Origin of the sequence: Pedobacter soli, from assembly GCF_900101435.1 — a bacterium.
GTDB classification, from domain to species: domain Bacteria; phylum Bacteroidota; class Bacteroidia; order Sphingobacteriales; family Sphingobacteriaceae; genus Pedobacter; species Pedobacter soli.
This window is the reverse complement of the sequence record NZ_FMZH01000001.1, coordinates 784,400-810,690: the sequence shown is the minus strand read 5'-3', so window position 1 is coordinate 810,690 and position 26,291 is coordinate 784,400. Positions and strand designations below refer to the sequence as shown.

Sequence of the window (26,291 nt, the reverse complement as noted above, 5' to 3'; positions counted from 1 at the left end):
TGATCATGGGAAGAATTATTAATGCAGAAAGCCATCTTAGAGATTTGCTTTCTGATGGTCAGGATTATTATATCGGTTTCGGTATTGATCAGATTACAGAAATAGGAAAAGACCACCTTGATCTCAATGACTTGATCAATGGTAAGACTGGCAGTTTTACCGTTTCAGGTAAAAAAGGTCCTTTAAAGGAGAACGTAAAAGGTAAATTTGTGCGCAAGCAACCGGAACGCAAAGAAACGATTGAAAAACACATCGAATATTACAGTAATTATCACGGTAAGATTATTGAATATGACCGTGAGTTTCATATTTGGGAAAAAGAAATGACCCACCGGTTTGAGCTGAAGTTATATAGACATATGTCTCCACAGCAAGAGATGATCATCCATTTCCCGTTGTTTAACATGGTTGATGATGAGACACATTTTCTTCGTGCGAAGGCAGCTATGAATATTTGTGTCATTCTTGGTGGCTACTACATGATCTATGACAGTAAATTTGAACCTGCTCTTCGCATCACCCAGCATCTGGGAAGAAAAGTACTCCAGTCCGGGATCGGGACCATGGCCGAGAAGATAGATGAAATAAAGGAGCGCCTGATCAGAGGGGATTATGGCTCCGACAATGGAGGGAACAGTTACCGATTTGCAGTGCTTGAAGATTATAATGCTTCGGATATAGCAGATGGGATAGGTGGTTTTAATGAGTACCTTCGTTTTGAATTCGAACAGGATGATATTGTTATTCTAGAGAATCTTAGGAGCGGAAATGCAACCTATGTTTTTAGACTTTCTCTTTTTGATAAGGATTTCGTGCTCGACAAGCAAACGGCGAGAAATCATAAGTCATTCCTCGACAGGGTAGTTCACCATAATGTTGCAGAGTGGGAAAGGATGATCGGGAGGTATCTTAAAAGGAAAGCAGCTTAAATCAAACGACGAAAGGGTACTCCACATGCCCTTTTGTTTTTTTATATTGGCAGTCAGTGATCTTCTGATGTTTGGCCGGCGCGCTGTTGCGCCCTGCCGGCTTCGCCCGGCCTTTGCTTATACGGGATTGAGTCTGTGTGTGCCTGGAGGTTCGGAGCAGTTCGAAAAATGCTGTGCTCTAAATCTTGATGATTTTCGAATGTTTTTGCACTGGTTGCTTCTGGAAGATCGGGCTGTTGGTGCATCTTTGTTTTATAGCTGCCGTCTGGAAAACTGTGAGAAATTTACCGTTAATAACGGGATTTATCTGTTACCTTTATTTTAAAAAAGGTAACATGTCAAGTGTTCATTTGGATGTAGAACCGCGCGTTAAACGGAAGAAAGCGGGTGCCTTGATTTTTCCTGCGGATTTTAGAGGGGCTGGAAGCGGGGCGGCTGTTAAAATGGCGCTGGGCAGATCATGCGGATCGGTCATGGCATTCATATTATTCCTAAAAAGGATCCGGTTTTTGGTGTGCTGATGCCGGCCCTGGAAGATATTGCCCAGGCGATTGCCAAAAAGGATAAAGTGAGGATCAAGCCTGCGGGGGCATATGCGCTACATCGGCTTGGGCTTACCACGCAGGTGCCAACCAAACTGGTATATCTCACTGACGGTCCTCCGCGCCAGGTCAAAGTGGGAAAATCGGTGATTAAGTTTAAGACCACTACGCCCAAAAAGCTTTCGATGAAGGGAGCGTACAGCAGTTTGATTATCCAGGCGTTGGAAGAAATCGGTATAGACAATATCAATCCTGTTACCCGGCAGAAGTTCAAGGAATTGCTATCACTGGAAAATGGGAAAGCCTTGATGGAGGATCTTAAAATCTGTCCGGTTAAAATCAATGATTATCTGGTGAAACTCATTCGTTAAAGCACGATAAAAAAAGGGGGAGATTAATCCGGGCTAAAAAACTTAACTTAACAACATGAAAATCCTGGTTACGCTCTTATTGCTCACGATCACTGTATCCCTAAAAGCCCAGAAGGATACTTCGCTGATCAAAGATTGGAAAAGCCACACATTTCCAGTGGATAAAGACACACTGCTAATTTATAATCACAGCAGTGATTACCGGGTTTATATCCAGGATAATCAGATTAAAACCGCGAAAGGAATTTATGGCAAAAAAAATGACCTTCCATTTAGTATCGAAGCCCAGGCCCCAAAAGAAGGCCAGGAGTTCTATAGCCCTTTTGCAGGTGTACGTACTACATTCAGGGTAGATGACGGTTATCTGATAGGCTTTAACAACGGGGAATTTGGCGGAAGTCTGAACTGGTTCTCCACTGATGGGAAGGAGTATTATCTGATCGGCCGTTTTAATCTGCAGCAGTTTATCTCTCGTGATGGGAAAGTCTATGCCATCCAGGGGCTATCACATATGTCGGTTAACGAGGGGACAATTCTCCAGATCGAAAAAAAAGCAGGAAAATGGACTGCAGGTGATTACCTGAGGTTGTCTTCGGCCCCAAGAGCGATAACCATCGATCGTAAAAACCGTTTTCTGATTGCCACGGCATCTGCACTGCTCCGGATAGATGAAAAGTCAGGTATTGAAAGCTTATATGAGAATGACAGCTGGTTATACTATCTCTCTCCAAACTCGGTCGTTTGCCATAACGCTGTAGTCTATGTAGGCATGAGGGGAGGAGTGTTTAGGTATGATCCTGATACCAAAAAACAGGAGTGGTTAAGACCAGATCATTAGCTTATGCGGATACACCGAGGCAGAATAAATAAATAGACCTTACCCTAAGAAAGCAAAATGATGATTATTTTAAAATCATAGGTGTCAATCGATGATCAAAAGACTTCTGCGTTAATCAAAAATGGCTTAATGTTCTGTTTTATTGTTGATTGCTGAAAATCTCATTATAGTTTTGATATCGCTTCCGGACACTTTAGTGCAAAATCAACCCATTCTAGTATAACTTAGTATATTTACTTTGGGTAGTTCTTTTAGTTCACTGATCAGTTCACTGGCGGTTTTACGCCTGGAACGATCTACCCAACTGCGGAGTTCGCGTTTGCTGAAGTATAACCGTTTGCCCGGTTTTCTGCCCGGTATCTCCAGTCTGCTCACTTTTGCATAAATCGCTTGTATGGAGACTTTCAGGTACTCTGCTGCCTGCTTGATGTTGAAGAGTTCATCATTATCCTCTTCGCTGGGATGAAGCTGTTCAACTATTGATTCGATGCGTTCAACCTTTTCGAAGAGTTGGCGGATGACTTCCGGTAGGTTGATTCTTTGATTTCATTGGTGGTGGTTTCTATCTGTTTTTATTATTTGCATATTTGTGGTATTATGAATAAACGTATCCAACAACAGCTTATCAACTTTCGCAAAGTGCTCAGCCAAAACAGGGCCGGCAAGCTTTCCCATGATGTCGGCACTCAGGGAAAGGAGGACAGTCTTTCGAAAGCGATCAGTACTGAAAAAGATGGAAAAATCTTTATGGCGGAATTGAAGAATGCAAAACACAAAGCCAGATAGGCCAGTTTTAAATATTGAAAAGCCACTCATTGTAGTGGCTTTTTTTATGCCCCTGTCTTCTTCTAGTATTATAGATCAAAAAAGACAGATAAATTGAGGACGGTACAACGGGCTGTACAGTTTTAGTGAAATACGCACTGAGGCCAGAGAACTAGAAAATTTTGAATATTTCGTTATTCCCTATATTATCGGCTTTGATGCTGCATCGGGGATGGGTGAAAAATGTCTATGTTTTTCAGGAAAAGGATTATCTTCGTTCATTACTGTCCTATAGGATTTTTTTTCGCTTTACAAGATATGACTGATATACAAGAGATGACCGATGCCCTTATCGAATTCCGCGATCAGCGGGACTGGGAACAATTCCATAATGCCAAAGACCTTGCACTTGCCCTCAATATCGAGGCTGCAGAGCTGCTTGAACTTTATCTCTGGAAATCGCCGGAACAGGCAAACCCGGAGAAACTTAGGGAGGAACTTGCAGACGTGATCGGTTATGCGCTGCTGCTGGCTGAAAAACTCGGACTTGATGTGAAGGAGATCGTGATGGAGAAGATCAGAAAAAACGGGATAAAGTATCCTGTTGATAAGTCTAAGGGGAATGCCAGGAAGTATAATGAGCTATGATCGTTTACAAAAAGAACAAGCTTGAATTTCTGGATGATGTTTCAAATGGTCTGATCGAAGATATCATTGAAGCGCAGGTGCTTAAGGTCTGGGGAAGTAAAACGCAGGAATCGCTTTACCGGTCCTGGCAGCATTCTCTGCAGCATATGTATTTTGTTTTGGATAGTGAGCTTGTTCCCTTTGATGTGAGTATCAGTATCGAATATATGATACCGGGAACCATGAGCAGGATCGATTTTATGGTTGCCGGGCAGGATGCGGATGGAAATGACCATATCGTGCTGATTGAGCTCAAGCAATGGTCTTCGGTCAGGGCTACAAAGAAGGATGCCATTATCAGTTGGTCCCGGGGTAAGGACCAGATTCAGGATACCCATCCCAGTTACCAGGCCTGGTCTTATGCGGCTTTATTGGAAGCATTCAATACCGAGGTTTATGAAAATAAGATAGGTGTTAGTCCTTGCGCTTATCTGCATAATCTTTTGGACGATGGGATCATTTCAGGCTCTTTTTATGCCGATCACTTGGCAAAAGCACCCTCATTTTTTAAGACCGAAAAAATCAAGGTAAGGAATTTTATTTCCGAGCGTATAAAGCAGGGGGATAAAACCGATATCATTCAGCGGGTGGATTTGGCAAAAGTACGTCCATCGAAGAAACTTGCGGATGAACTGGCAAAATTGCTTAAGGGCAATGATTCTTTTGTGATGATCGATGCGCAAAAAATAGCACTGGAAAATGCATTATCGAATGTTACCTCAGCTTCAGATAGTCGAAAGAAGGTGATGATCATAATGGGCGGTCCCGGTACGGGTAAATCAGTAGTGGCGATCCATCTGTTATCCAAATTGAGTAAAAAGGGAATCAATGCACGATATGTGACCCGTAACGCTGCGCCCAGGAGCGTGTATGAAAAAAAACTCACCAAGGTGATGACCAAGACCCACTTTGCGCATCTTTTTAAAGGATCATCCAGCTTTGTGGCATCCCAGGACAATGAGTTTGATGCGCTGATCGTAGATGAGGCGCATAGGTTAATGGCCGGTTCCGGGAGGTTTGTGAAAGGGGAAAACCAGGTAAAAGAGATTATCTATGCATCCAGATCTAGTGTTTTCTTTCTGGATGAGGACCAGCAGGTGACCATGTTTGATATTGGTGACCAACAGGAAATTGAAAAATGGGCCCAACATTTTAATGCTGAGGTGAGTTATATGGAGCTTACCTCGCAGTTCCGTTGTGGGGGTTCTGAAGGTTATCTGGCTTGGCTGAATAATGTACTCCAGATCAGGGAATCGGCAAACCTGAAGATTTCGGAGCTTAAATATGATTTTATGGTAGTGGATGATCCGAATCTACTCAGAGCACTGATTTTTGAAAAGAACAGGGAGCGGGATTCGGCCCGGATGGTAGCGGGTTATTGTTGGGACTGGCTAAGTCTGAAAGATCCCAAGGCGATGGATGTGGTCATCGCTGAGCATAGTTTCCAAATGCAATGGAATCTGCGCAGAGATGGTTATTCCTGGATAATTGAGCCTGGATCTGTCGAACAGGTCGGCTGTATCCATACCTGCCAGGGGCTTGAGGTGGATTATATCGGTGTGATTGTTGGCGATGATCTGCTTTACCGTGATGGAAAGCTGGTTGTCAATCCTTATGCGCATCCCCAACGGGATAGGGCCCTTTCGGGATATAAAGGCCTGATGAAAACAGATCCTGTCTCCACCATGGAACGCCTGGACAGGATTATCAAAAATACCTACCGTACATTGATGTCCCGGGGGATGAAGGGCTGTTATATCTATTGTACCGACAAGGAAACGCAGGCGTATTTCAAACGGGCGCTAAGCAGGTTGGAGAAGCGCTGACCATTGATCATCATTATTGATGGTTCCAGGGTTATCAGTACAATCTGGAGTTACTTTTTTCCACTGTTAATTTGAGTTCACCGATCATTTCGGTGGCGGTTTTCCGCCTGGAATTGGCTACCCAGCTGCGGAGTTCGCGTTTGCTGAAGTATAACCGTTTGCCAGGCTTGTTTACCGGTATTTCCAGTCTGCTGACCTTGGCATAAATTGATTGTACGGATACTTTCAGGTAGTCTGCTGCCTGCTGGATGTTGAAGAGTTCGTCCTGGTCTTCTTCGCTGGGATGAAGTTTTTCTAGCATTGATTCAATGCGTTCAACTTTTTCAAACAGCTGCCTTACTACTTCGGGAAGTTTTTCAAAACCAAAGGTTTCCATAATTGATTCAGTTTGATACAATGTTGGGCAAAGTTTTTTATCGGCTGTCCAACATTGGGTAGGTTGGTGTTAAAGAAGTAGCGGTTTATCTATCCTTATTTTTTCATTGATTTGAGGTATTTAATTGTAAAGCTATCTATAATCTCCTGTTTGGGGACTTTTTCCTTTACCGGTTTTACTTTTTCTTTTACAAAGATGTTTTTTACAAATCCGGTTGATTCCTTGATCTCATTGGTAGTGGTTTCTATCTGTTTTAGGGTATCGAAGATATCGAGGTACAGTGCCTGCGGGGTTAAAACAGCAAATTTATCGTAAACCTGCTCAAGTTCATTTTTAAAGGAAAGAAGTTCCTGGATTGGAAAGCCGGAAACTAAAGTAGCTTTTCTCCTTAAACTTGGTGAATTAAGTTTTTGCTCGATCAGCTCTACCTTGGTGAATAATAGCTGGAATTTTTGTGCTAAATCGTCTAGGGTTATTTTCATGACGGGAAATTTGGTTATGGGTTGTATTTAAGCAAATATCACAAAGTTTGTTTTTAAAAATTAGGGCGGCTGACTGGGTTTTAATGATATCTTACACCATTGCGGTAAATTAACACCCGCCGGATGCACCACTTTTCTGGAAGTTTAAGGTAAATGGGACTGTTCGATTTGTTTCGGACAGGCCTAATTTCTGTTGACTTCAAATATTAAAGCCACTACCTTTTTGGTTTTAAACCGATTTTCGCTGATCGGTAACATCTTTGGTCAGGCAAGCAGCTTTGATCACAGGATTGCGCCAATGGTGATTTTTTCTTTTGGAGTTAAAATGGCGCGCCGAAAATATGGGTAAAAAAGCATTTATTACGCATCAGAATATTGTAAATCATCCATAGATGATAATTATTTGCTATTTTGGACCGTCTTAGACCGCTGGTCTTTAAGATAATGATCACATTAAAACAACGCTCAATTGATCCCTAAGAATATTACCAAAGAACATGTTCTACAGGCCATTGCCGATATCCGTGAAAATGGACTGAGATACCCGCTTGGGAAGTCATCGATATATGACCTTTCCTATGAAAATAAAAAATACCCGCCCAAACACGTGATTGTGATAGCAAATGAATTTGCAAACGGGGAATTATTGGCTCATGATCAGTTTACAACCAGTATGGCCCAGCGTTTTCTTTTATTGCTTGGGGCGGAATTTATGATTGAAAAGCGTACTAATGATCCGGTCCAGCAAATGATTGAGGGGTATAAAGAGGATCTGGTTGAAAAAGGGCTGAATGATGAGCTTTATAAATGGCGGATGTTAAAGGACATTGGTGGAAAGCCTGATCTCAGCGGCCTGGATTTTGCCGAGAAAATCAGGACAATTACTTACGATAACCTGATCTTTCACACTACTAGGGGCGTCAGGAACCATATTCTAGCTGAGAATCCGCAGGCTTACAGGGAAGCACTTGAAGTTCTTTTTAATGAAAATCTTCTCCTTGGTGAGCGGATTAACCTGTTCCAGGCCATGATCGATGAGGCCTACCGGGCAATGGGGCAGACATTGTTCCATCATCAGGATGAGCGCGCGATTGCGACCTTTCTCACGGTTAAATACCCGGAAAAATATACTTTTTACAAGAGCTCTTTCTATGTTAAATATTGCATCAAGCTTGGAGAGAAAACTAAAAAGAAAAATGAGAAATATATCCATTACCTGAAACTTGTTGAGGATTTGGTTGAACGGTATATCAAGCCGGATAGCGAACTGCTGGAAATCGTATCCGAAAAGCTTCCACCGGGGTTATTTCAGGATCAGCACCATAAACTTTTAGCACAGGATATCTTATACAAAATGCTTGATAAAAATGAGGTCACATTTAAAAGTGTGATCGGTGACCTCCAGTCGGCCATGCAGGAAGAAGAATCTATTCTGAAAGACTTCTCGATTGACTATGCGCATTTAAAGGACAATGGATTCAGTGGAAGAAAAGACAGTTATGTCTGGATCCGTGATGCCGCCGGGCTGATCGGAAATCGGGATGCCCATTTTGAAGTTTCCATCCGGACCCGTAATGCTTATAAAAACTGTTTTTTTGTGGATATCCATTTTGAGGGTAAACAGGCTCAGAAATTTAAAACATTGATCGGAAATGAACTGCCTGAAGGATTGGAATGGATTCCATGGCAGGATGGGCATAGTATCGGAACAAAAACAGGTTTAAATCCCTTTGACGAAGATGTCGTCGACCAAATAACAGAGCAGCTGCTTTTTCTTGAAAACAGTATTGCTGATAGGGTAAGATATGTAATGCCTTTGGATCCTGAAAAAGTGTCTGAAAAAAACAATTTTGAAAAGATGGAACTCAACCAAATCCTATATGGTCCCCCCGGGACAGGAAAAACCTATCATACAATTGATAGGGCGCTAAAAATTATTGATCCGGTATTTTATGCTGCTAATCGTAATGATAGGCATGCGCTTACCCGGCAGTTCCGGGATCTGTTGATCAGTGATTTTGATAATGGTAAGGGTCAGATTGCCTTTTGTACATTTCATCAGAGCATGTCTTACGAGGATTTTATTGAAGGCATCAAGCCAGTTTCACCCAAAGGAACTGAAGGCGCTGTAAATTACCAGGTAACTGACGGGCTGTTCAAAAAAATCTGTCTACAGGCGTCAAAAACAAAATCGGTTTCGGGTTTTGACGATTCCTACGATAAGTTTGTCAATGAGGTGGTGGAGAACGAAAATGTACTGGTCCTTTACACTCCCAAACTCAAAAAACCTTTCAATATCCGGATCAATTCAAATCACAATGTCGTCGCAATTCCACAAACAGAGAATGCGACTGAAATGGTGGTGACCAGAAGTATGGTCATGAACTATATGACCAACGGCATAGTTGACGACTGGAAGTCTTATACGATTGCTATAAGCGAGCATATTCAAGCACATTACCCATTCCAGGTAACCGATGAAGATAATACAAAGAAGAATTTTGTACTCATTATAGATGAAATCAATAGGGGGAACATCTCGCAGATTTTTGGAGAACTCATCACCCTAATCGAGGATTCCAAACGAAAAGATGCTGATGAGGAATTGCGCATTATCCTTCCATATTCTGCGCATGCTTTCAGTGTACCGCGTAACCTCTACATTATCGGAACGATGAATACCGCGGACAGGAGTGTGGAAGCACTTGACACCGCTTTACGAAGAAGGTTCAGCTTCGAGGAAATGCCTTCTCGAGCAGAACTTCTGGACTCAAGGCGCCTGATCTGGCAGCTTTGGTGGGCTTACGAAGATAAGCCCTGGAACGATCCCAAATTTTTGGAAAAGGAAACTCCGCTTTACCATTTCCTGGGCGCCAGTGAACTGGAAGAAATGAATGAGGATAAAAAGGAAGAGATCTGGAATAAGATGAAATACGCTGGCGCGGATGAGCGCATTTTTGGCGAAAATTTCAACGGGTTCAACCTGAAAGTTTTTTTGATGAGCATTAATGCGAGGCTGGAGAAGCTACTGTCAGCTGACCATGTGATCGGACATTCTTATTTTATGTCCATTTATTCTATGGAAGATCTTAGGCATGTTATATATAATAAGGTAATTCCGTTATTACAGGAATACTTCTATGGGGATCTTTCGAAAATAGGACCTGTGCTTGGAGCCGGTTTTATCCGTGAAAAAAAACTAGGGGGCGGGGAAGTTTTTGCCCAATTTGATTTTGATCCGGATGAACTGGACGGAAAAGCTGTATATGAAATTTTGGATTACAGGGTAAAGGAAACTTTTGAAATTGACTTGGACGGCAAAAAGCACATCATAAACTTCGAGGGTGCACTTGACCTGTTATTGGGGAAAAAGCTTTCCAGTTATGCTTAAACGTACTATTACAGTATTTGAGCACGATAGTCTCCGTCTCGGCCAACCCGAGGACGGCAGGTTGTCCGTAAAAGAATTGGAATGCCTACAACTTCATGCAGGGGAGGAAGGGGTTCCTTACTATTCCCTCATCCACAAAGGGGTGAAATTTTGTGGTTATGTAGGGGTAATTGCTTTGGGCCACTTAAATATTGAAGTGTTGCCCAAAATTGACCGGGGTAGTAAGCAGCAGTGGAGAAAGGTTCTTGTTGATATGCTGCGCAAAGTGGGCGTATTGGACGTCATCTCTACCAATGATGCGAACTTAAAGCTTAAAAAGAACAATATACTTGATTTGTATATTGCGGAATTTATTAAAGAGGTACAAGTGATCCTTCATCAAGGGCTATTGAAAAAGTACAGGAAGCAAGAAGGGAATACAACCTCACTTAAAGGTAAATTACTTTTCCAAAAGCACCTGACCAAAAATATTGTTCACCAGGAACGTTTTTTTGTGAAATATACTTTATATGACCGCGATAACCTCCTTAACCAGCTGTTGTACAAGACGCTAAAGCTGATCAAAACCTTTAACCATACTGGCCATGTCCATACAAATGTAGAAGCAATAATGCTCGATTTCCCCGATATGAATGATATCTACGTGTCTGAAGATACGTTCGAAAAGATTGTTTATTCCAGGAAAAATGAGCATTACCGCAAAGCGCTGATGATGTCGCGGCTTTTATTGCTCAATTACCATCCCGATATCAACGCAGGGAAAAGCCGGGTCATGGCATTGATGTTTGACATGAACCAGCTATGGGAAAAGTTTGTGTACCTGAGCCTTAAAAAATATCTGGTCGATGCAACAATTGAACCACAGGCCAATAAACCTTATTGGAGGCTTTTTGGGAAAAGGCCAGTTAACCTCAGGCCTGATGTGGTAATAAAAAGTGGGGAAAAAACCTTTGTCCTGGATACGAAATGGAAGCTGCCTTATGGCAATAAACCGGGATATGCCGATCTGCAACAGATGTATGCCTACACAAAATATTTCAGCTCTGACCACACAATCCTTTGCTATCCCGGAGCTGACGAGGGTTTTGTGGATGGTCATTTCCATCATGAGGAGTCCGGACATGGATACTATAGGTGTTCGGTGCTCAGGTTGAAATTTGATATTTCAATGTACCCCTCTCAGCAGCTCGCGCTATGGCAAAAGGATATCGCCAAGTCAATTGGTACCTACTGCAAAGTATAGCACCTGGTGGAAGCATTTACTGCAAGCTATAGATTACTGGCTGGGATTATCCTGCGAGGAATCTCCAAATCTCCACCGTAGAAGAATGAAAAACTTTAGTAATCTTTAAAAAGGCATTTTTATTTTACTTTCTATTTAGGTTTTTATTTAACTCTTAATCAAAATTAGGGCTTAGTTGTGGCACGCAAAGGATTTCCGGCATAAACATCCCGGGGGATTTTACGCCGGGAACTTTTTATACCTTTCCTCCTTTTGTTTTGGCAGAATCCGAGCTTTACCGGGTGGAAAATTATACCACCAGTGTGTTTTATTGACATCAATATTTCTTTAATATGCTATCACTGTATCAAGGACTTTTAGCATTAGCAGATAGTCTTGAGTGGGCATCAAAACTTTATGGAGCGGATCCACAGACATCTTCTCAGTATTGGATTTCATGGCCGCTTTCAGGCGTTCCTGAAGTGATACCTGTTGTTTACTTTGTTTTCCTTCCGGCTCCCTGTTTTTATTTACATTGGAATTTTGATTGGTATAGTGGATGATCAACCTGGCAAGAATTGCAGAGTGCCGGGGATTCTTCCAGGTGTTGTTTCTGGCTAGTGCGCGGTATCGGCGATCTAGAAGATTTTTAGCCATTAGATATCGATAGTAAAATATTCGTATCTGGCGGGGCGTTGCGTCTTCAAACCAAATTGTTGCGTATCTGAGTATTGCAACTTCATCTTCAGATAGCTTTTCTTTGGTACGGATAGGCTGGTCAATGGATATCGGCTCAGAGGGTTCGAGATATTCAGGGTAATACTCTTCGTCAATAGTCCCCTCCATTAAGCCTTCATCATATTGCTGCTGGTCATAACTTCTTTCGATATCATCCTGGAGCAGTATATCTTGCAGAAATGGGGTCATCCGGGAATCGATTGTACGCTGTTCATCGGAGATGATCTCTTCAAGTGATTTAAGCACAGCATCAGAAGATCTGTCTGGTTTGGTCAATGACAGCATGAAATCGTCCCTGTCTAAACGGGAAAGGTTACCAAGCCTAATTCCGGAGATGAAGAGTTTATCCATGTATTCATCCGTTACCCGGTTGAGGTCGGTTGCAGTTTGTTCCGCATCTTTTTTCTCGACAGACAGTAGCTGTGTGTACTTCGTTTTTATTGCTAGTTTTAAGAAACGCTCATCTATCGCGGCTAAGATGACAACCCTTTCTGCAATTTCATGATCTTCTAAAAGTACCCTCAGGGAATCAATGATTTGGATTACTTTTAGCTCATTGCAACGGTCGATGTCATCTACGAATAGTATGAGCCTTTTCTTACCGAGGTCTTTTTTCGGGATCCAGCATTTAACAAGCTTCTGGGTCTCTTGTTGTATTTCCGCTTGTAGCCCCAAATGGTCTTTGAAAGAGTGTTTTAAGAAATACTTTGAAAATACATCTTTAGCTTTCGCACTGTAATCTTTTTCCAGCGATTTCCAAGCGGTATAGGCAAAAACCGAGAAACTGGCTGGCCACCTGAAGAAATTCAATAAGTCGTTATCACTTTTTAGATAAAGTTTCACTGCTGGGATAAGAATCACTCCAAAGGCTATTGTCCCTACTAATTTAACAACGGTAAGGAATTTTTCCCGAATGAGGTTGAGTTTTAACCTGTTGAAATAACTGGTTATCCATTTAGGTTTATACCATTTTTTTTCTCCATGGTCAAAATAAGCCTCAGCAAGGAGCTCATATAAATAGGCCCAGGTGGCAGGTGTATCCTGGTACCGCCAGGCATGAAAGTCTATCCTATGGAAGCTCTGGTCTTCTACCAGTTTTTTCCAAACAATGTCCATTAAAAAGGTTTTTCCGCGGCCCCAGTTACCAAAAATACCGATCATTGCCCCCTGTTCGCCAGGAATAACTTTAATAATATCGCTAAGTTCCTCAGCGAGTTCGTCAACGGCCAGGACTGGGTCAATATTCTTTTTATCCCTGAAACTGATGTAATGGGCCTCGGCGAGAAGCTTTTTAGCATCGATCACTTCAATATCATCCTCTATTGGAAGGCCATCGAGTTCTGGGTCATTTAATAGTTTTCTTACCCCAATATAATCAAAAACCGTTACTGATTCCTTACCTTGAAAACGTCTGAGCGAGTAGCCCAGTACAGAAAGCAAAGTGCTGGCGCTTTTTCTCAGCGGGATGAGGTTTCTGGTAGTTCGTATCCTGCTAATTAAAGGTATCAAGCCGACCACAATCAAAATCCGCAAAGCAGAAGTTGGATTGTCAAAATCATCGATAATACCATTAATACTTTCCCGCTTTTTACCTGTATGGATACTGGTGGCAAAGGTTTCACTGCTATGAATGTTATTTAAAAGTTCACTAATACGTTCTGCTGTCTGGATATTGGGTGCTAGGATTAAAGTTTTTTCAGCTCTACTCCTGGTTACGATGTCATTGCACAGTATCTTGAGATAACCTTCAGATTCTAAGATAGATGGACTGCTTGTTTTCTTTGGTTCGTGCTGTGCAAGCCTCAAAAATAATTCGTGGGCAAGCTGTTCTTCGTCATTCATTTCAAGATTCACGCTAATCAGCGTGTATGGGCAGTATATGCCATCTCCGATCGCGTCCTTAAAAGTATAACGGTAATTCAGTTCTCCAAAAATGCCATTTTGCTCTGCCGGGCCGGTAAATATAATTTCAAACCAGGCCTTTTGACCATTGTTTTCATTGAATTTTTGATAAGCCGAATATTTGGTATCCAGGAAAATTACCAAATCAAAAGCGTTTTTTCGGTTAGAGGTTTCCAGGCGATCCCGTAATTCTGCAGCATGTGCGGCAATTACCCTACTGCTTCTGATATCTGATAACGTGCCTACTTTTTCTGAAAGTTCCTCACTTAAAATCAAAATAGTTTGCGCCCTAACCAGTAGAGAGTCACAAATAATCAAAACTCTCGCCTTTTGTTTCTGCGATTCAAGATAATCTTTCAGGAAAACACCAATCAATAGTGTTTTACCACTACCAGGGACCATGGAAATAATAGTTTGTTTTTGCTTGAGGTTAACGCGTGAGTTTAATGTTTCAAGAATTTCTAACTGGTGGGTTCTGAGTTGCGTTTTATTAGTCATGGGGTTTTATCAACTGTAAATCTGCCCGTATTTTATCAGGATCTATGAGGGTACTTTATACTTCAGGATTCACTTCAGTGAATTTTATTTCCCTTCGCTGTTATTTCAGGTTATGTTGGCGCATTAGGGGAATGACCGCAGGAGGCACTTTCGTATATACTCTAAAACATGTATAGTGGGGTTTGAAAGGAGCGTTATGGTGAATAATTGAGAACATTTTTAGCATACTTCGTTGCTTCCAAATGTACAATTTTCGATCTTATCATAAAATCATTTTTAATTCTTTTACTCGTTTAGGTCGCTTTATTGTACAGGGCCGAAGCTTTTGGCTTTTAGGCCAATCTTTCCAATATTGGATAACCCCTGATTTTACTTGGCCAATTTTGAGCATCAATTTTGGAAAGCATGGAAACAACTGTACTTGAATTGACTCCTGATTTGGAAATGGAGTTAGTGCCTAAAAATTATCCATATACTAAGGATAAAGTCCCACTTGGTAGTTACAGTGCAAAACTCGACTTTATGTTATGGTCAAAAAGTGGGCTCGCGATCAACTGTTTTTTTACCCTAATGGATTTACAGGGAAAGATATCTCTTTCGGTATATAGCAAGGCCGCTGATCAGCACCGTTACATGGCAGGTCAGACAGAAGTCCGTTATTTACCTTTTGGCGCAATTGTGGAACTGGCGGTGGAGGCTAATGAAATAGGTAAGCCTGTGTTGAAGGATATGACGGTTAAATGTAGCAAACAAAAATGCCCCTAACTTTTCCGGTTTAACCGCCGGCTCAGTTCTTCGCCATAGTCCTTTTCCCTTTTAGGAAAAGTAGCAAGCGGAAGTTGGGCAGGCCCTACTTTACGCCCCGAAAGCGAGCTTTTGGGGCATGTTTGGAATTCTCCGGGAATTCTTTGGTGTGTTGTAGCAATGTTTAGTATGGATAATGGGTATCGATGGGGGAATCTGCTTTGTGGGCAGGGTAGGGCTATCAGTTATTTTATTCTTGTAGTGTTTTCACTTTTAGTCAGTTGTTCCTTTGTAATGAATTATTTTTTATTGGCTTTGCCTTTGGCGGGGTCGACAGGCGAGTCGTATGGCTGCCGCTAATAAGCTCATTGTGATTATGGATGATATGGAAAATCTGAATGCGATAAAATATGGTAAAGTTACTGCTGAAAAACTCTCAAAAATCAGTTTGGCACTGGGCAGATCAAAGCGGCTCGTATTCGCGCAGATGGTGGATTACTTTTACCGGAACAAAAAGGATCCGACGGATTTGAATGATGAGCTGTTAAAAATTTCGCTGGCCAAGGGGCATAAGAGCTATATGGCTTTTATCCGTTCGCAGGAAGACCTGCTGCTGATTCCGATCAAGCAAGGGGTGGAGAAAATGATCAACAACCAGCGGGATATCGTGAAGTTTTTCAATGAACAGGTGCTGGGAGCAAATAAAACAATGCTGAAAAACCAGGAAGATTTCATAAAAACAGCTCAGGATAATGATAGGCTGATCAAACTCATTGCGCAGAAAATGGAATCACGGGAAAAGCTAAAGGTTAAAATGCTGCAGATATTAAACGGTTACATTAAATCGCGCGAAGAACTGGGCAGCTTTAAAACCAGGGAAAAAGAAGAACTGGCAGAATCCGCACGTAAGCAGGTTGAAAATTTATAGATTATGTTTATCAATATCTCGGCAAGCGAAACGGGTAACAATAAGGGCAGTAGTGCACAGTTAGTGCATTACCTGGATAAGGAGAATCGATTGTTTGCGGAGCAGAAGACAGAGCATTGGTTTAATGGGAGAGATAATTATATTGAATCTTACCGGGTTAAAACCCTGATCGATGGGAATATCGCAAAGCTATCCCAGACTGATGCCAAGTTTTTCCTGGTCAATATCTCACCCAGCCAAAAGGAGATTACGCATTTAAAAATGTTGGAAGGTAAAGAGTTGAAGGAGCAATTAAAGGCTTTTGCCGTTAAAATTATGGATGAATACGCCCGTAATTTTCACCGTACAGGTATTAACAGCAATGAAGATTTATTGTGGTTCGGGAAGCTGGAAAACCACCGGTATTATTCTGCAAAGGATAAAGAGGTAAAAAACGGAACTGTGAAAAGAGGTGAGGTCAAGCCGGGTGAGCAGATGCATATCCAGGTGATTGTGAGCCGTAAGGATATTACTAATAAGATCAAGCTCAGTCCGATGAACAATTCCAGGGGTAACAATGAGCAGCATTCGAGAAAGATCGGGCAGTTTGACCGGGTAGCTTTTAAAACTTCTGGGGAAAAGGTATTTGATGAAATGTTTGCTTTTGAAAGGTCATTGGCCGAAAGTTTTCGATATGCCAATGCCCAAAAAAACGGAAACCTGGAAGAGCGGCTAAGTATGGCTGGGCATCTGAATAGGCATGAGCAAATTCAGGTTGTTTCAATTCAGGAACAGAACTTGAACGTTTTGCCACAGCTATTGGCCAAACCGGTAGATACCTTGATGGATCTGCTATTGGCCCGGCCTGATTTTGATCCTCCCGCTCTCGCCTCGCGGAACAAAAAACGGAAAAAAAGAAAAGGGCAGCATCAGGAACTTAAATTTTAGCAGGTCTATATGAATACAGGAGAAGATATCGGGGGCTTGCGTAAGATCACCGATTTTACCAGGCTCATCAGCCTGTTTATTTTAAGCATCCATTTTTATATGAGCTGTTACCTGGCTTTTAAGATCTGGGGCTTTACGGCAGGGATTACCGATCGGTTGGTTTTGAATATTTCAAGGACTGGGCTTTTTGATGGATTTTTGGTGCCAAAGTTAGCGACTTTATTATGTTTAGCGGTTTCGTTATTGGGAGTAAAGGGGAGGAAAGATGAAAAGATCAGGAAAAAGAATATAGTCATGTATATGGTTACAGGACTGGTGTTTTATTTTATAGCGGGTATTGTTTTTTTGTTGGGATTTGAGGCCCGGCTGACCGCCGGGCTTTATATCATGGTTACCACTACGGGTTATTTGTTGATGCTTTCCGGTGGTGCAATGCTGTCCAGATTGATCAAAGCATCGATTAATACCGATGTATTTAATAGCGAGAACGAAACTTTTCCGCAAGAGGAAAGGCTTTTGGAAAATGAATATTCTATCAACCTGCCTGCAAAATATAGTCTGAAAGGAAAAATCAGGAACTCTTACATCAATATCATCAATCCTTTCCGGGGGCTGCTCGTTACGGGTACCCCCGGATCTGGGAAAAGCCGGGTAAGAGTTATTTTGTGATCCGCCATGTGATCACCCAGCATATCCGTAAAGGTTTTTCAATGTTTTTATACGATTTTAAATTTGATGATCTTTCGATCATTGCCTATAATGCGCTGCTAAAATACCGGGATAATTATACGGTAAAACCAAGCTTTTGGGTAATCGATTTTGACCGGATTTTCCATAGGTGCAATCCTTTAGATCCGCAGAGTATGGAAGATATTACCGATGCGACGGAGGCCAGCCGTACGATCATGCTGGGGCTGAACCGGGACTGGATCAAAAAACAGGGTGATTTTTTTGTGGAGAGTGCAATCAATTTTGTGACGGCGGTGATCTGGTTTTTAAGGAAATACAAAAACGGACGCTATTGTACGCTGCCGCATGCGATTGAACTGATCCAGGCGGACTATGATAAGTTATTTGCGGTTTTGCATGAAGAACCGGAAATCAGGGTATTGATCAATCCATTTATTTCTGCTCTGCAAAGAAAGGCTATGCCACAATTGGAGGGGCAGATCGCATCGGCGAAGATTGGTTTGGCCAGGTTATCTTCTCCACAACTTTATTATGTTTTGAGCGGTAATGATTTTACGCTGGATATCAATAACCCGCTGGAACCAAAGATTGTCTGTATGGGCAATAACCCGCAGAAGGTGCAGACCTATGGGGCGGTACTTTCGCTATACGTAAACAGGATGCTGAAACTGGTGAATAAAAAGGGGATGCTGAAAAGTAGTATTGTTTTTGATGAGTATTCTTCAATTTTTGTAGGGGGGATGGACAGCCACATAGCGGTGGCTAGGGGATATAAATGCGCAACGACACTAGGCTTGCAGGATTTTTCACAGCTCCGAAAAGATTACGGGCAGGAGCAGGCGGATGTGATCACCAATATTGTGGGCAATATCATCAGTGGGCAGGTAAGCGGGGATACGGCAAAGAAGCTCTCTGAGAATTTTGGAAAGATTGTGCAGGATAAAGAGAGTAAGAGCATCAACAGTTCTGATATCTCCATTTCACGGTCCACACAGATGGATTATGCGGTACCGGCTTCGAAGATTGCTTCTTTATCTTCAGGAGAGTTTGTGGGCATAGTAGCTGATAATCCGGAGGAGAAGATTAAATTAAAGATGTTCCATTGTGGGATACAGAATGATCATCAGGCGATTGCTGAAGAGGAAGGGAGCTATAAGCAGATTCCAAGGCCAAGAGAAGTGCGGCAGGAGGAGATTGCAGAGAATTACCTGTTGATCAAAGCGGAGGTTGAGGGGTTGATCAGGGAGGAGTGTGGGAAGATATTGGCAAAGGCAGGAAGCGGAGGTTCTGGGGGAAAGGAGATAGGTTCAGTTAGTAGCGATGACAGCCAGAAGGATAAATCCGAAGACGGAGGAGATGATCAGGAGCAGGTAGTGAATATTTAAGCTAGGGTGGTTTTGCTTGTCAAATATAACGAAAGTAGTTGGCTGATTTTAACCCGGCCATGGTAATGATGGTACCGCTGCCCGGGCAGTCGCGAGGATCTATTTATCTATCCTTTGCCTTTCAGCCTGTTCTATACAGTGTAGATGTCATACTCATGGGTGGGCAAGACCTCCAGTTGTGTATACAGGCGGCCATGATGGAAGAACATATAGGTGACATAGCTCATTTTTAATCCGGTTTCAGGTACGTGGAAATCAGATTCCGCGATTATGTCTGCGAGGTCCTGCTGTGAGTAGTTGCACTGCTGCGTTGAAGGGATATAAAACAAGATGGTATTGTTTTTCCCTTCCGCCACATTCCAGCCCCTCGTTTTAAAATACCCGCCGAGTAGGACAGCCCTCGCCTTGACATACGCGCTAGATTCTTTGTTTTCCATATTGTGAAAATAAGCATTATGCGGATCAATACCTAACAGTTGTTCACCGGAGATAAAATTCCCTACTTGGATGTTCAAGCAAGGTTGATGGTCAGCCTGGTCTCAAATTGTTTTCCGTTTGTGCCATAGGTAAAGTTATACCTCCCTGCAGGATAGGCATGTTCGAGCCTGGCACTGATATTTTGAAGGCCTGTCTCTCTTGCGTTGGTTTTGCCGGTCGGTCCGATCAGGTTAGTCGTACTGAAAGAAATTCCAGTTGCCGAACTGCTGACATTGATCTGTGCAATGTTATCAGGATCATTGAGGATACCATGTTTGAACACATTCTCCACCAGGGTCAAAAGTATTATGGGCAGGATCAATGCTTCCGGGTTACCATTATTGTTTGTATATTCCAGCTTCAGCAGATGGCCGAAACGCAGTTGGTGCAGGCCAATAAGATTTTCCACCTGCTCGGTTTCCCTCCGCAGGGGCACGAACCCATTTTTGCTGTCCTCCAGTGCATATTCCATTAAATCGCTCAGCGAAGATATGGCAAGGGATGCATGGGCGGTATTGTGCTTTGTGGCGTGCCGGATAAAATTCAGGGTATTGAAAAGCAGGTGGGGATTGATCTGGGCCCTCAGGAAATCCTTTTCGGCCATGATCAGCTGTGTTTCAAGGTCCTTTCTTTCCAGGTATCCCCGAAGGTAAAAATAACCGGTTGCATACATGATGAAAAAACTTGAGCGCCAAAAGGTGATGCCGAGGTATTGGAGGTTGATCACCAAATGCGATCCCCGCAGGCCAAAACTTTCCAGCAGGAGATTGATCAGGGTCGCGGCCGAAAGATAAAGCATGCACTCGGATATGACGGCCAATAAAAAAAATGGTACACGCGTTTTTGTCCGCCTATTCAACAGCGGCATTACCCACAGCGCGTGGCAATAAAACAGTCCGATATTGACCGCATAAAATAGCACATACAGGAAAAAACTGCTGAACCTGCCGGCGATGATCCCTGCCAGGACAACTTCCACAAAAATGTAGACCGACCAGCAGATCAGGTGTGTCCTCAATTCGTTTTTGCTAAATTTTTCCATCTGATATAGTGGTTAGGGCATGTCATATAATAAAAATGTTTAAGGGGCTGTCCCTGGGTAAAATTGGTCAATCAATCCAGATAGACCATGAAAAACTCTCGTAAAAAACTCCAGAAAAGAACAGTGTTTACCTTTAAAAAAAAGGATCATAGGATCGTCTCCATAACTGATCCCACCACCAATACCGATCCCACGACCGTGCTCACCACAACTTCCAATACCAGTGGCCTGGTTATTTCCTAACGTCCGCTTAACATTCCCTTGCGGAGCATTTCTGTGAAGGCATTACGGTATTTTTCACCAATGGGAAGACTTTCCCCATTAGTCATAAACGCCATATTACCCTCCACCTTTTTAAGGTAGTTCACTGAGATCATGTGGGACTTACCGATCCGGATAAAGTCCGGATGCCGCATCAGATCCCTTTCCAGCTGCTTAAGGCCCACATAGGTGATCTCTGTATTTTTAATGGTAATAATCTTGATATGGTTGAGCAGGGCTTCGAAATACACGATCTCGCTGTAAAATACCTTGATAAAGCTGTTTTTGGTATTACCGGTAATAAAGGCAAACTTCTTTTCGCCATATTCAATCCGCCTGCTTTTTTCCTGCACTTCCTTAAGCTGTTCCACCTTTTCGATCAGCCGCTCCAGGTTCAGCGGTTTGACCAGGTAACCTGATGCACCTTCATGGAATGCTTCCTCTGCATAGTTGCGGTGGGCTGTGGTATAAACCAGGTGGTCACAATATACTTTTAGCATCCTGGCGCCTTCTATCCCATCGGTGAGCGGCATACTGATGTCGCAATAGACAATATCTACCGGTCCAAACTCCTGAAGATGGGTAAGGGCATCACCTACATTCGAAAACTTTGCACGCAGCGTGATCCCGGGAGTAATGGATAAGAGTTCACTGATTTCTGCAAGCGCGTGCGGCTCATCATCGATGGCAATACTGATAAGTTCCATGGGCGGTCATCTTGGCTGACCTGCAATATCGCAATTGTCTTTTAAATCATCAAGGTGTTGTGCTAAATGGAGACTTTTATCGCCTTAATTATAAGTGTGTGATATAGTGGTTAGGGACTTTCCTATAATATTGTTACAATTTTACTTCTTTTGGGCATACCTTGAATACCGAAATAATCAATGTTTAACCGATCATTTCGGCCATCGTTCTTTAAGCGGATCCAATCGGATCTTCGGATACAGGAAGGGAACCATATTGGCTCCCTTTTTTTCTGGCCGGGTGTTTAGTCTATTATGTTATGGTCAATGATGAACACTTTGGGCACCTGTTAAAAGTGCTCGATGGTTTCTGCGCACTACCTGGTGGATTTGCAGATGCCCTGAAGCCTTTGGTCTTCTACAGGAGTTTCAATAACCCAAAAAATATTCTCAGGGAAGGGGAAGTACAGAAGCATATCTGGTTTGTAGCAGCCGGGCTGGTCAGGGAGATCAGTCTTTCAGCGGATACCCTAGATGGCCGGACCTCCTGGTTCTGGTATGAGGGTGATTTTGTATTCGCCCATCCCGGTTTTTTTGCCGGGCTTTCCAGTCTGGTGGATATCGAAGCCTACGGCGGATCGGTACTGCTGGAGATTTCACGCGCTGAACTGACTGTGCTCATCCGGGATTTTGGAGAGCTTGCCATGATTACTGAAAAGATCCGTTACCGGAACGGGGCTGCCAGGGCTGTGCATGTATCGGAGCTGGTCAATTTAAGGCATGCGGAAATGGTCAGCAGATTTTACCATGACCATAAAGCGGTGTTCCTGATTGCAAGGGCAAAGGATATCGCATCTTTCCTGGGGATCAAGGACCATGGTATCCACAGGTTTTTGAAGGGCCTTTGAATACAATAGTTAAAAGGCGGTATTTGCCGCGGTGTTTCGCGGTAAAAACCTGCCGGTTATGAACAGATGTGTTGCGAACTTGGTACCGGGCTTTCCAGACTGAAACTATAAAAGGGAAAGCATGTGCTTATGTACAGCGGATACAAATTCAAATTCAGCAGCATTGAACTGCTCAGCTTACTCCCAGTTGTAATGCTGTTAGTCCTTTGGGCTTACGCAGGTTTTTCAAAGCTTGCAGACTATCACCGGTTCGTAGCGCAGATGGAGCTGGCCCCGGTTCCCCTGATTAAGGACCTTGCTCCGCTGATCGGGTTCGTAGTACCGCTTGTTGAGCTAAGCCTGGTCTGCCTACTATTTACCGAACGTTTCAGGAAGACTGCGCACTGGTTGTCATTTTTTCTGCTGCTGTCATTTACGGTCTATATTTCGTTAATGCTCTTTTCCGGACTCAGGCTCCCATGCACCTGTGGTGGGCTGATATCAAAGCTCGGATGGAGACAGCATCTGTTTTTTAACCTGTTTTTTATGCTGGTTTCCCTATGGCCTTTTTTATGGGGACGTGCTTTTCCAAAATGATATTCACCGCGGAGTATATATAAATAACCAATTTTCAAATCCTTAAATTTTAAACAAGATGAAAACAAACATCAAAACCACGATCCTGGGCATTGCATTAATGGCCAGTGTTACCGGAGCTTTTGCTTCGGACATTTCCGAATTTTTAAACGGTAAAAAAGCGAACACCCATAGCTGGCAGAAATATCTGCCTGATGGAACTACGCCTGATGGTCCGGCAGTGCTTGGCGATTCGACCGGCCCCTTTGCCGAACAATGTGAAGGTGACCAGAATGTCTGTGCCATCGGTACACCGATTGTTTCCGGGCAGACTGAACAGGTACTCAAGTATGTGGACTAGTTTAGTTTGTATCCTAAAAATAACCCCGGCCGGAAAAGGCCGGGGTTATTTTTTATTCAGGGTCGCTGATGACCAGAACAGGATAAGGTACAATCTCTGCGGTGAAGTTTAAGCCATAATGGCTGAGCCGCCTGAAAAATATTTCAGCTGTCATTCCGTTTTTGAGTACCTCGGGTTCTTTGGAATAATCCTCCTCAAGGTCAAAGCGGAAGTCTTCGGGATAGCCGCTCCGGTCATTAAAAGGGTACGGTAGCCGCTCAGGGGGCAAACGCCTGAACAGAAAGTCCAGCAGTTCGGTCAGTGTGGAATTTTTAACGATCAACCTGCGTTCCGGGGTGAAGGTGATTTCTGGTTTCCGGTGCCTATCCAGACTTTTTTTAGGTCTCTTTTGACCTGAGGTAACCACCACGCAGTGGATATTACGTTCGCTGATCGTTGTTTTGATCCGAAACTGCCGCTCCATATCGCTGAAAATGTAAGAAGAGAAAATAGCATCCGGAACGGGCTTTGGCAGTGTGAGTGCGTAGCAGAAAAGGTTTTTTTCTTCCCATGCTTTTCTGTCTTCGTAGCCGTATTTCTTTAGGAATGCCCGGTCATGGAGTTTCGGGCTCATGTAACGGGAAGAATCCCGGGTAGACAGTACGACCATTTCCCACCTGATACCAGGATTAAACCCGCTATAGGCTGCCCATAGCGCCTGCAACAGGTTCTGGTTATACTGGAAATATTCCCTCCGCTCACCCTTTTGGGAGCTGAGCTGCCCTGACGGCAGGCCTTCGATATAAGGGGAGACAATCGACCGGTAGGTGAAGGTCGAGTCCCCCAGGTGGAATGGTTCCCCCCGTTTAAAATCCAGATTTTCTTTTTTCCCCCTGACCTTTAACATCGGTAGGTTAGCTGCAAAATCCAGGATGTTCTTTTCCGTGATATCTTCGCTGCCGGTAACTGCGCGTACGGTACCCTGGGTATCGATCCAGATATTGTGCGGGATGGACCGGTGCGGGAATAGTTGGTTGAAAAGAGTATCTCCGCTAAGCATATTGGGGGCCAGATGGATCAGGTCCTTATTGGCGGGCCGGTCCAAAAACGCTTTTATGTTTTCCCTGTCCTGCATGCTTACCAGCAGCACGCTGAAACGGCCAGGAAATTTGCGGCTGAGCGAATCAGTATACCTGATCTCCTTTAGGCAGGGTACACACCATGTTGCCCAGAAATCAATGATCAGTGGGCCCCTTGTGTAAAGCTCCTGTATGTTTATCCTGCGACCGGAATGGGCTGTAAATTCCAGGTCAGTCAATCGGTCTCCGATCTTCAGGGGAACTGTTTTCTGCTGGCCCGATCCGCTGAAGGGATCAGTCAGGAATAAAATGAAAAAGGGGATCAGTTTCTTAATAGCCATCGTTCTGTATGAGGTTGCGATTATAAATAATTTCGTTGTTTGGGATGGGGAAAGCCTTTGCGGTCGTTTTCCAGTTCGGTTTCAAAATGCCCAGGGTTACATCGAGCAGACTGTTTCGCTTCAGGTCCAGAAAACGGAGTCCCCATTCTCCATATAGCTCGATCCTGCGCTGATCGGCAATGGCAGCTAGGCACCCTTCCTGGTCGAGACTGCTTCCCAGAGCGCTTAGACCGGCCCGGGCCCTGATCAGGTTGATGTCAGCTATCGAGCCTGGCAGCTGCATGAGTTTTGCCAGGGCCTCTGCGCGGATCAGGTATTGTTCCCCCATCCTTAAAGCCATGACAAATTCCGGGTTTGGACTGCCTGCTGCACGGGCTTTGTATTTGGCCGGGTAGGGGTAGGTTGTGGTCTGGCCCCCGCTGGTGACGGTGTTGGTGCTTATCCATCTGGTTTTTCGCAGGTCAGTGTTTTCCAGGGCACTGTATAAGCCAGTCCTTATGGGATAGGCTGGTATGAGTGTAGCGGAGGCCGGGATGAGCTGCGCGGCATCTGTCAAAAATCCGTTGATCATCCAGAGCTGGAGGATAGTTTCTGCGCTCCCTGCTAAAAAGACGTTTTCGGGTTTTACATCTTTGGTATTATATAGTCCACTGTTGATCACCCTTGAGGCGGCCTCGGCTGCTGCCTGCCAGTTTTGCTGGAAAAGATGGATCCGGGCGAGTAGTGCGGAGGCACAGAAAGAATTGGCGCGGACCCTGCCTGCGCCGGCATAGGCGGGGCTTAATTCCTGTTCACTCTCGTTCAGGTCCTGTACCATTTGGGAAAAGACAGCTGCGGAGCTGGCCTGTGCTGCGCTCCGGTTTGCGGTGACCTCAGTTCCCAGGATCAGCGGGATATGGTCATAGAAGCCCACCAGGTTAAAATAGGCAAAGGCACGGAGGAACTTTGCTTCTCCCCTTAGCTGCTTTTTGGCCAGCGGAGAGATCGGAGAGGATTGACCGGTGCCTTCCAGTATGCTGTTGCACTGGTAGATGACCGAATACAGGCTGCTCCATAGCGAAGCATTATTGGTATTGGTACTCAGCAGCTGGCTATTGGCGTATTCGGCATTGGTAGTGGTTGCAGATGTAGCTGCATATTCATCGGCATAGAGGCTGACATACTTCATGCTGCTGTGAACGGTACCCATGGTATAATAGGCCCCCAATAGTGCTGTGGAGGTGATGGTGCTGTCCGAGAATACCACCCCGTTTTCGATCTGGTCTTTGGCGGCGGGGATTTCAATAAGCTTATTGCAGGACAGGGCTAGCGCTGCGCTTAGGGCCAGCCATGTGGCCGAATTTCTGATATGATTTTTCATG

At 43.7% G+C, this 26,291-nt stretch carries 24 protein-coding genes and 1 pseudogene; 16 read left to right on the top strand and 9 right to left on the bottom strand.

What is annotated here, in order from left to right; genetic code table 11:
• Window positions 1-5: 5 nt before the first annotated feature.
• From BLR37_RS03250 to BLR37_RS03230, 3 genes are all read left to right on the top strand, one after another.
• Entirely contained in the window at window positions 6-929 is a 924-nt protein-coding gene (locus tag BLR37_RS03250) for a hypothetical protein (protein WP_090764433.1), read from the top strand.
• Window positions 930-1,389: 460 nt separating this feature from the next.
• Entirely contained in the window at window positions 1,390-1,842 is a 453-nt protein-coding gene (locus BLR37_RS03235) for a DUF6088 family protein (protein WP_143009526.1), read from the top strand.
• Between the two features lie 55 nt (window positions 1,843-1,897).
• Complete coding sequence (locus BLR37_RS03230; protein WP_090764423.1) at window positions 1,898-2,680, top strand: NHL repeat-containing protein; 783 nt, start codon at window positions 1,898-1,900, stop codon at window positions 2,678-2,680.
• 204 nt (window positions 2,681-2,884) lie between these two features.
• Here BLR37_RS03230 and BLR37_RS25710 read toward each other — a convergent pair whose 3' ends face one another.
• On the bottom strand, window positions 2,885-3,109 hold the full coding sequence (locus BLR37_RS25710; RefSeq protein WP_425262010.1) for a helix-turn-helix domain-containing protein: 225 nt from the start codon (window positions 3,107-3,109) through the stop codon (window positions 2,885-2,887).
• Window positions 3,110-3,277: 168 nt separating this feature from the next.
• Between BLR37_RS25710 and BLR37_RS03220 the strand changes: the two genes are divergently transcribed.
• The 3 genes from BLR37_RS03220 to BLR37_RS03210 all read left to right on the top strand — a co-directional run bounded on the left by BLR37_RS03220 (window position 3,278) and on the right by BLR37_RS03210 (window position 5,958).
• Window positions 3,278-3,466 carry a hypothetical protein gene (locus BLR37_RS03220; RefSeq protein WP_090764417.1) on the top strand — a complete coding sequence of 63 codons (189 nt, stop codon included), beginning with the start codon at window positions 3,278-3,280 and terminating at the stop codon, window positions 3,464-3,466.
• Between the two features lie 297 nt (window positions 3,467-3,763).
• A complete protein-coding gene (locus tag BLR37_RS03215) occupies window positions 3,764-4,093 on the top strand; it encodes a nucleotide pyrophosphohydrolase (RefSeq protein WP_039471967.1) in 330 nt (109 codons plus the stop codon).
• The gene (locus BLR37_RS03210; RefSeq protein WP_039471965.1) at window positions 4,090-5,958 is read left to right on the top strand and encodes a DUF2075 domain-containing protein; all 1,869 of its coding nucleotides are present in this window, start codon (window positions 4,090-4,092) and stop codon (window positions 5,956-5,958) included. Before BLR37_RS03215 ends, BLR37_RS03210 begins: the two co-directional genes overlap by 4 nt.
• Before the next feature lie 34 nt (window positions 5,959-5,992).
• On the opposite strand, the gene BLR37_RS03205 is transcribed toward BLR37_RS03210, so the two are convergent.
• Window positions 5,993-6,334, bottom strand: a complete 342-nt coding sequence (locus BLR37_RS03205; RefSeq protein WP_039471962.1) for a helix-turn-helix domain-containing protein — start codon at window positions 6,332-6,334, stop codon at window positions 5,993-5,995.
• 95 nt (window positions 6,335-6,429) lie between these two features.
• A complete protein-coding gene (locus tag BLR37_RS03200; protein WP_039471961.1) occupies window positions 6,430-6,816 on the bottom strand; it encodes a hypothetical protein in 387 nt (128 codons plus the stop codon).
• 469 nt (window positions 6,817-7,285) lie between these two features.
• On the opposite strand from BLR37_RS03200, the gene BLR37_RS25485 reads away from it, so the two are divergent.
• Both BLR37_RS25485 and BLR37_RS03190 read left to right on the top strand, forming a co-directional pair.
• Window positions 7,286-10,207 (top strand): McrB family protein, encoded by a 2,922-nt coding sequence (locus BLR37_RS25485; RefSeq protein WP_039471959.1) that lies wholly within the window; start codon window positions 7,286-7,288, stop codon window positions 10,205-10,207.
• On the top strand, window positions 10,200-11,450 hold the full coding sequence (locus BLR37_RS03190; RefSeq protein WP_090764414.1) for an McrC family protein: 1,251 nt from the start codon (window positions 10,200-10,202) through the stop codon (window positions 11,448-11,450). Before BLR37_RS25485 ends, BLR37_RS03190 begins: the two co-directional genes overlap by 8 nt.
• Before the next feature lie 327 nt (window positions 11,451-11,777).
• Here the strand turns inward: BLR37_RS03190 and BLR37_RS03185 are convergent, their stop codons facing one another.
• Window positions 11,778-14,567, bottom strand: a complete 2,790-nt coding sequence (locus tag BLR37_RS03185; RefSeq protein WP_090764412.1) for a P-loop NTPase fold protein — start codon at window positions 14,565-14,567, stop codon at window positions 11,778-11,780.
• A gap of 405 nt (window positions 14,568-14,972) precedes the next feature.
• Here BLR37_RS03185 and BLR37_RS03180 point away from each other — a divergent pair, with 405 nt between their 5' ends.
• The 4 genes and pseudogenes from BLR37_RS03180 to mobC all read left to right on the top strand — a co-directional run bounded on the left by BLR37_RS03180 (window position 14,973) and on the right by mobC (window position 19,241).
• Window positions 14,973-15,332 carry a hypothetical protein gene (locus tag BLR37_RS03180; protein ID WP_090764406.1) on the top strand — a complete coding sequence of 120 codons (360 nt, stop codon included), beginning with the start codon at window positions 14,973-14,975 and terminating at the stop codon, window positions 15,330-15,332.
• Window positions 15,333-15,657: 325 nt separating this feature from the next.
• Complete coding sequence (locus BLR37_RS03175; protein ID WP_039471951.1) at window positions 15,658-16,239, top strand: BfmA/BtgA family mobilization protein; 582 nt, start codon at window positions 15,658-15,660, stop codon at window positions 16,237-16,239.
• Window positions 16,240-16,242: 3 nt separating this feature from the next.
• The gene (locus tag BLR37_RS03170) at window positions 16,243-17,166 is read left to right on the top strand and encodes a DUF5712 family protein (protein WP_039471949.1); all 924 of its coding nucleotides are present in this window, start codon (window positions 16,243-16,245) and stop codon (window positions 17,164-17,166) included.
• Window positions 17,167-17,175: 9 nt separating this feature from the next.
• Window positions 17,176-19,241: pseudogene (gene mobC / locus BLR37_RS03165) on the top strand (conjugal transfer protein MobC).
• Between the two features lie 131 nt (window positions 19,242-19,372).
• Here mobC and BLR37_RS03160 read toward each other — a convergent pair.
• Together BLR37_RS03160 and BLR37_RS03155 are read right to left on the bottom strand one after the other, a co-directional pair.
• Complete coding sequence (locus BLR37_RS03160) at window positions 19,373-19,756, bottom strand: hypothetical protein (RefSeq protein WP_039471947.1); 384 nt, start codon at window positions 19,754-19,756, stop codon at window positions 19,373-19,375.
• Window positions 19,753-20,760, bottom strand: a complete 1,008-nt coding sequence (locus BLR37_RS03155) for a sensor histidine kinase (protein ID WP_039471945.1) — start codon at window positions 20,758-20,760, stop codon at window positions 19,753-19,755. Before BLR37_RS03155 ends, BLR37_RS03160 begins: the two co-directional genes overlap by 4 nt.
• An 87-nt stretch (window positions 20,761-20,847) precedes the next feature.
• On the opposite strand from BLR37_RS03155, the gene BLR37_RS25225 reads away from it, so the two are divergent.
• Window positions 20,848-21,003 carry a hypothetical protein gene (locus BLR37_RS25225; RefSeq protein WP_156131393.1) on the top strand — a complete coding sequence of 52 codons (156 nt, stop codon included), beginning with the start codon at window positions 20,848-20,850 and terminating at the stop codon, window positions 21,001-21,003.
• Here the strand turns inward: BLR37_RS25225 and BLR37_RS03150 are convergent.
• On the bottom strand, window positions 21,000-21,728 hold the full coding sequence (locus BLR37_RS03150) for a LytR/AlgR family response regulator transcription factor (RefSeq protein WP_039471942.1): 729 nt from the start codon (window positions 21,726-21,728) through the stop codon (window positions 21,000-21,002). The two genes, BLR37_RS25225 and BLR37_RS03150, sit on opposite strands and share 4 nt — an antisense overlap.
• 299 nt (window positions 21,729-22,027) lie before the next feature.
• On the opposite strand from BLR37_RS03150, the gene BLR37_RS03145 reads away from it, so the two are divergent.
• The 3 genes from BLR37_RS03145 to BLR37_RS03135 all read left to right on the top strand — a co-directional run bounded on the left by BLR37_RS03145 (window position 22,028) and on the right by BLR37_RS03135 (window position 23,531).
• The gene (locus BLR37_RS03145) at window positions 22,028-22,615 is read left to right on the top strand and encodes a Crp/Fnr family transcriptional regulator (protein WP_039471940.1); all 588 of its coding nucleotides are present in this window, start codon (window positions 22,028-22,030) and stop codon (window positions 22,613-22,615) included.
• Window positions 22,616-22,744: 129 nt separating this feature from the next.
• Window positions 22,745-23,191, top strand: coding sequence for a MauE/DoxX family redox-associated membrane protein (locus BLR37_RS25705; RefSeq protein ID WP_425261965.1), 447 nt, complete (start codon window positions 22,745-22,747; stop codon window positions 23,189-23,191).
• Window positions 23,192-23,249: 58 nt separating this feature from the next.
• Window positions 23,250-23,531, top strand: a complete 282-nt coding sequence (locus BLR37_RS03135) for a hypothetical protein (protein WP_039471938.1) — start codon at window positions 23,250-23,252, stop codon at window positions 23,529-23,531.
• Window positions 23,532-23,583: 52 nt separating this feature from the next.
• Here BLR37_RS03135 and BLR37_RS03130 read toward each other — a convergent pair whose 3' ends face one another.
• Both BLR37_RS03130 and BLR37_RS03125 read right to left on the bottom strand, forming a co-directional pair.
• Complete coding sequence (locus BLR37_RS03130; RefSeq protein WP_039471936.1) at window positions 23,584-24,930, bottom strand: TlpA family protein disulfide reductase; 1,347 nt, start codon at window positions 24,928-24,930, stop codon at window positions 23,584-23,586.
• Entirely contained in the window at window positions 24,920-26,290 is a 1,371-nt protein-coding gene (locus BLR37_RS03125; RefSeq protein WP_090764403.1) for a RagB/SusD family nutrient uptake outer membrane protein, read from the bottom strand. Before BLR37_RS03125 ends, BLR37_RS03130 begins: the two co-directional genes overlap by 11 nt.
• Window position 26,291: the final 1 nt, after the last annotated feature.

Excerpts from the sequence above, each read along its gene's own strand:
- BLR37_RS03210 (WP_039471965.1), top strand. The coding sequence starts at position 4,090 with ATGATCGTTTACAAAAAGAACAAGCTTGAATTTCTGGATGATGTTTCA.
- BLR37_RS03170 (WP_039471949.1), top strand. The coding sequence starts at position 16,243 with ATGTTTATCAATATCTCGGCAAGCGAAACGGGTAACAATAAGGGCAGT.
- BLR37_RS03135 (WP_039471938.1), top strand. The coding sequence starts at position 23,250 with ATGAAAACAAACATCAAAACCACGATCCTGGGCATTGCATTAATGGCC.
- BLR37_RS03250 (WP_090764433.1), top strand. The coding sequence starts at position 6 with ATGGGAAGAATTATTAATGCAGAAAGCCATCTTAGAGATTTGCTTTCT.
- BLR37_RS03130 (WP_039471936.1), bottom strand. The coding sequence starts at position 24,930 with ATGGCTATTAAGAAACTGATCCCCTTTTTCATTTTATTCCTGACTGAT.
- BLR37_RS25225 (WP_156131393.1), top strand. The coding sequence starts at position 20,848 with ATGAAAAACTCTCGTAAAAAACTCCAGAAAAGAACAGTGTTTACCTTT.
- BLR37_RS03125 (WP_090764403.1), bottom strand. The coding sequence starts at position 26,290 with ATGAAAAATCATATCAGAAATTCGGCCACATGGCTGGCCCTAAGCGCA.
- BLR37_RS03220 (WP_090764417.1), top strand. The coding sequence starts at position 3,278 with ATGAATAAACGTATCCAACAACAGCTTATCAACTTTCGCAAAGTGCTC.
- BLR37_RS03235 (WP_143009526.1), top strand. The coding sequence starts at position 1,390 with ATGCGGATCGGTCATGGCATTCATATTATTCCTAAAAAGGATCCGGTT.
- BLR37_RS03150 (WP_039471942.1), bottom strand. The coding sequence starts at position 21,728 with ATGGAACTTATCAGTATTGCCATCGATGATGAGCCGCACGCGCTTGCA.
- BLR37_RS03215 (WP_039471967.1), top strand. The coding sequence starts at position 3,764 with ATGACTGATATACAAGAGATGACCGATGCCCTTATCGAATTCCGCGAT.
- BLR37_RS03155 (WP_039471945.1), bottom strand. The coding sequence starts at position 20,760 with ATGGAAAAATTTAGCAAAAACGAATTGAGGACACACCTGATCTGCTGG.
- BLR37_RS03175 (WP_039471951.1), top strand. The coding sequence starts at position 15,658 with ATGGCTGCCGCTAATAAGCTCATTGTGATTATGGATGATATGGAAAAT.
- BLR37_RS03185 (WP_090764412.1), bottom strand. The coding sequence starts at position 14,567 with ATGACTAATAAAACGCAACTCAGAACCCACCAGTTAGAAATTCTTGAA.
- BLR37_RS03200 (WP_039471961.1), bottom strand. The coding sequence starts at position 6,816 with ATGAAAATAACCCTAGACGATTTAGCACAAAAATTCCAGCTATTATTC.
- BLR37_RS03230 (WP_090764423.1), top strand. The coding sequence starts at position 1,898 with ATGAAAATCCTGGTTACGCTCTTATTGCTCACGATCACTGTATCCCTA.
- BLR37_RS03145 (WP_039471940.1), top strand. The coding sequence starts at position 22,028 with ATGGTCAATGATGAACACTTTGGGCACCTGTTAAAAGTGCTCGATGGT.
- BLR37_RS03190 (WP_090764414.1), top strand. The coding sequence starts at position 10,200 with ATGCTTAAACGTACTATTACAGTATTTGAGCACGATAGTCTCCGTCTC.
- BLR37_RS03205 (WP_039471962.1), bottom strand. The coding sequence starts at position 6,334 with ATGGAAACCTTTGGTTTTGAAAAACTTCCCGAAGTAGTAAGGCAGCTG.
- BLR37_RS25705 (WP_425261965.1), top strand. The coding sequence starts at position 22,745 with ATGTACAGCGGATACAAATTCAAATTCAGCAGCATTGAACTGCTCAGC.
- BLR37_RS03180 (WP_090764406.1), top strand. The coding sequence starts at position 14,973 with ATGGAAACAACTGTACTTGAATTGACTCCTGATTTGGAAATGGAGTTA.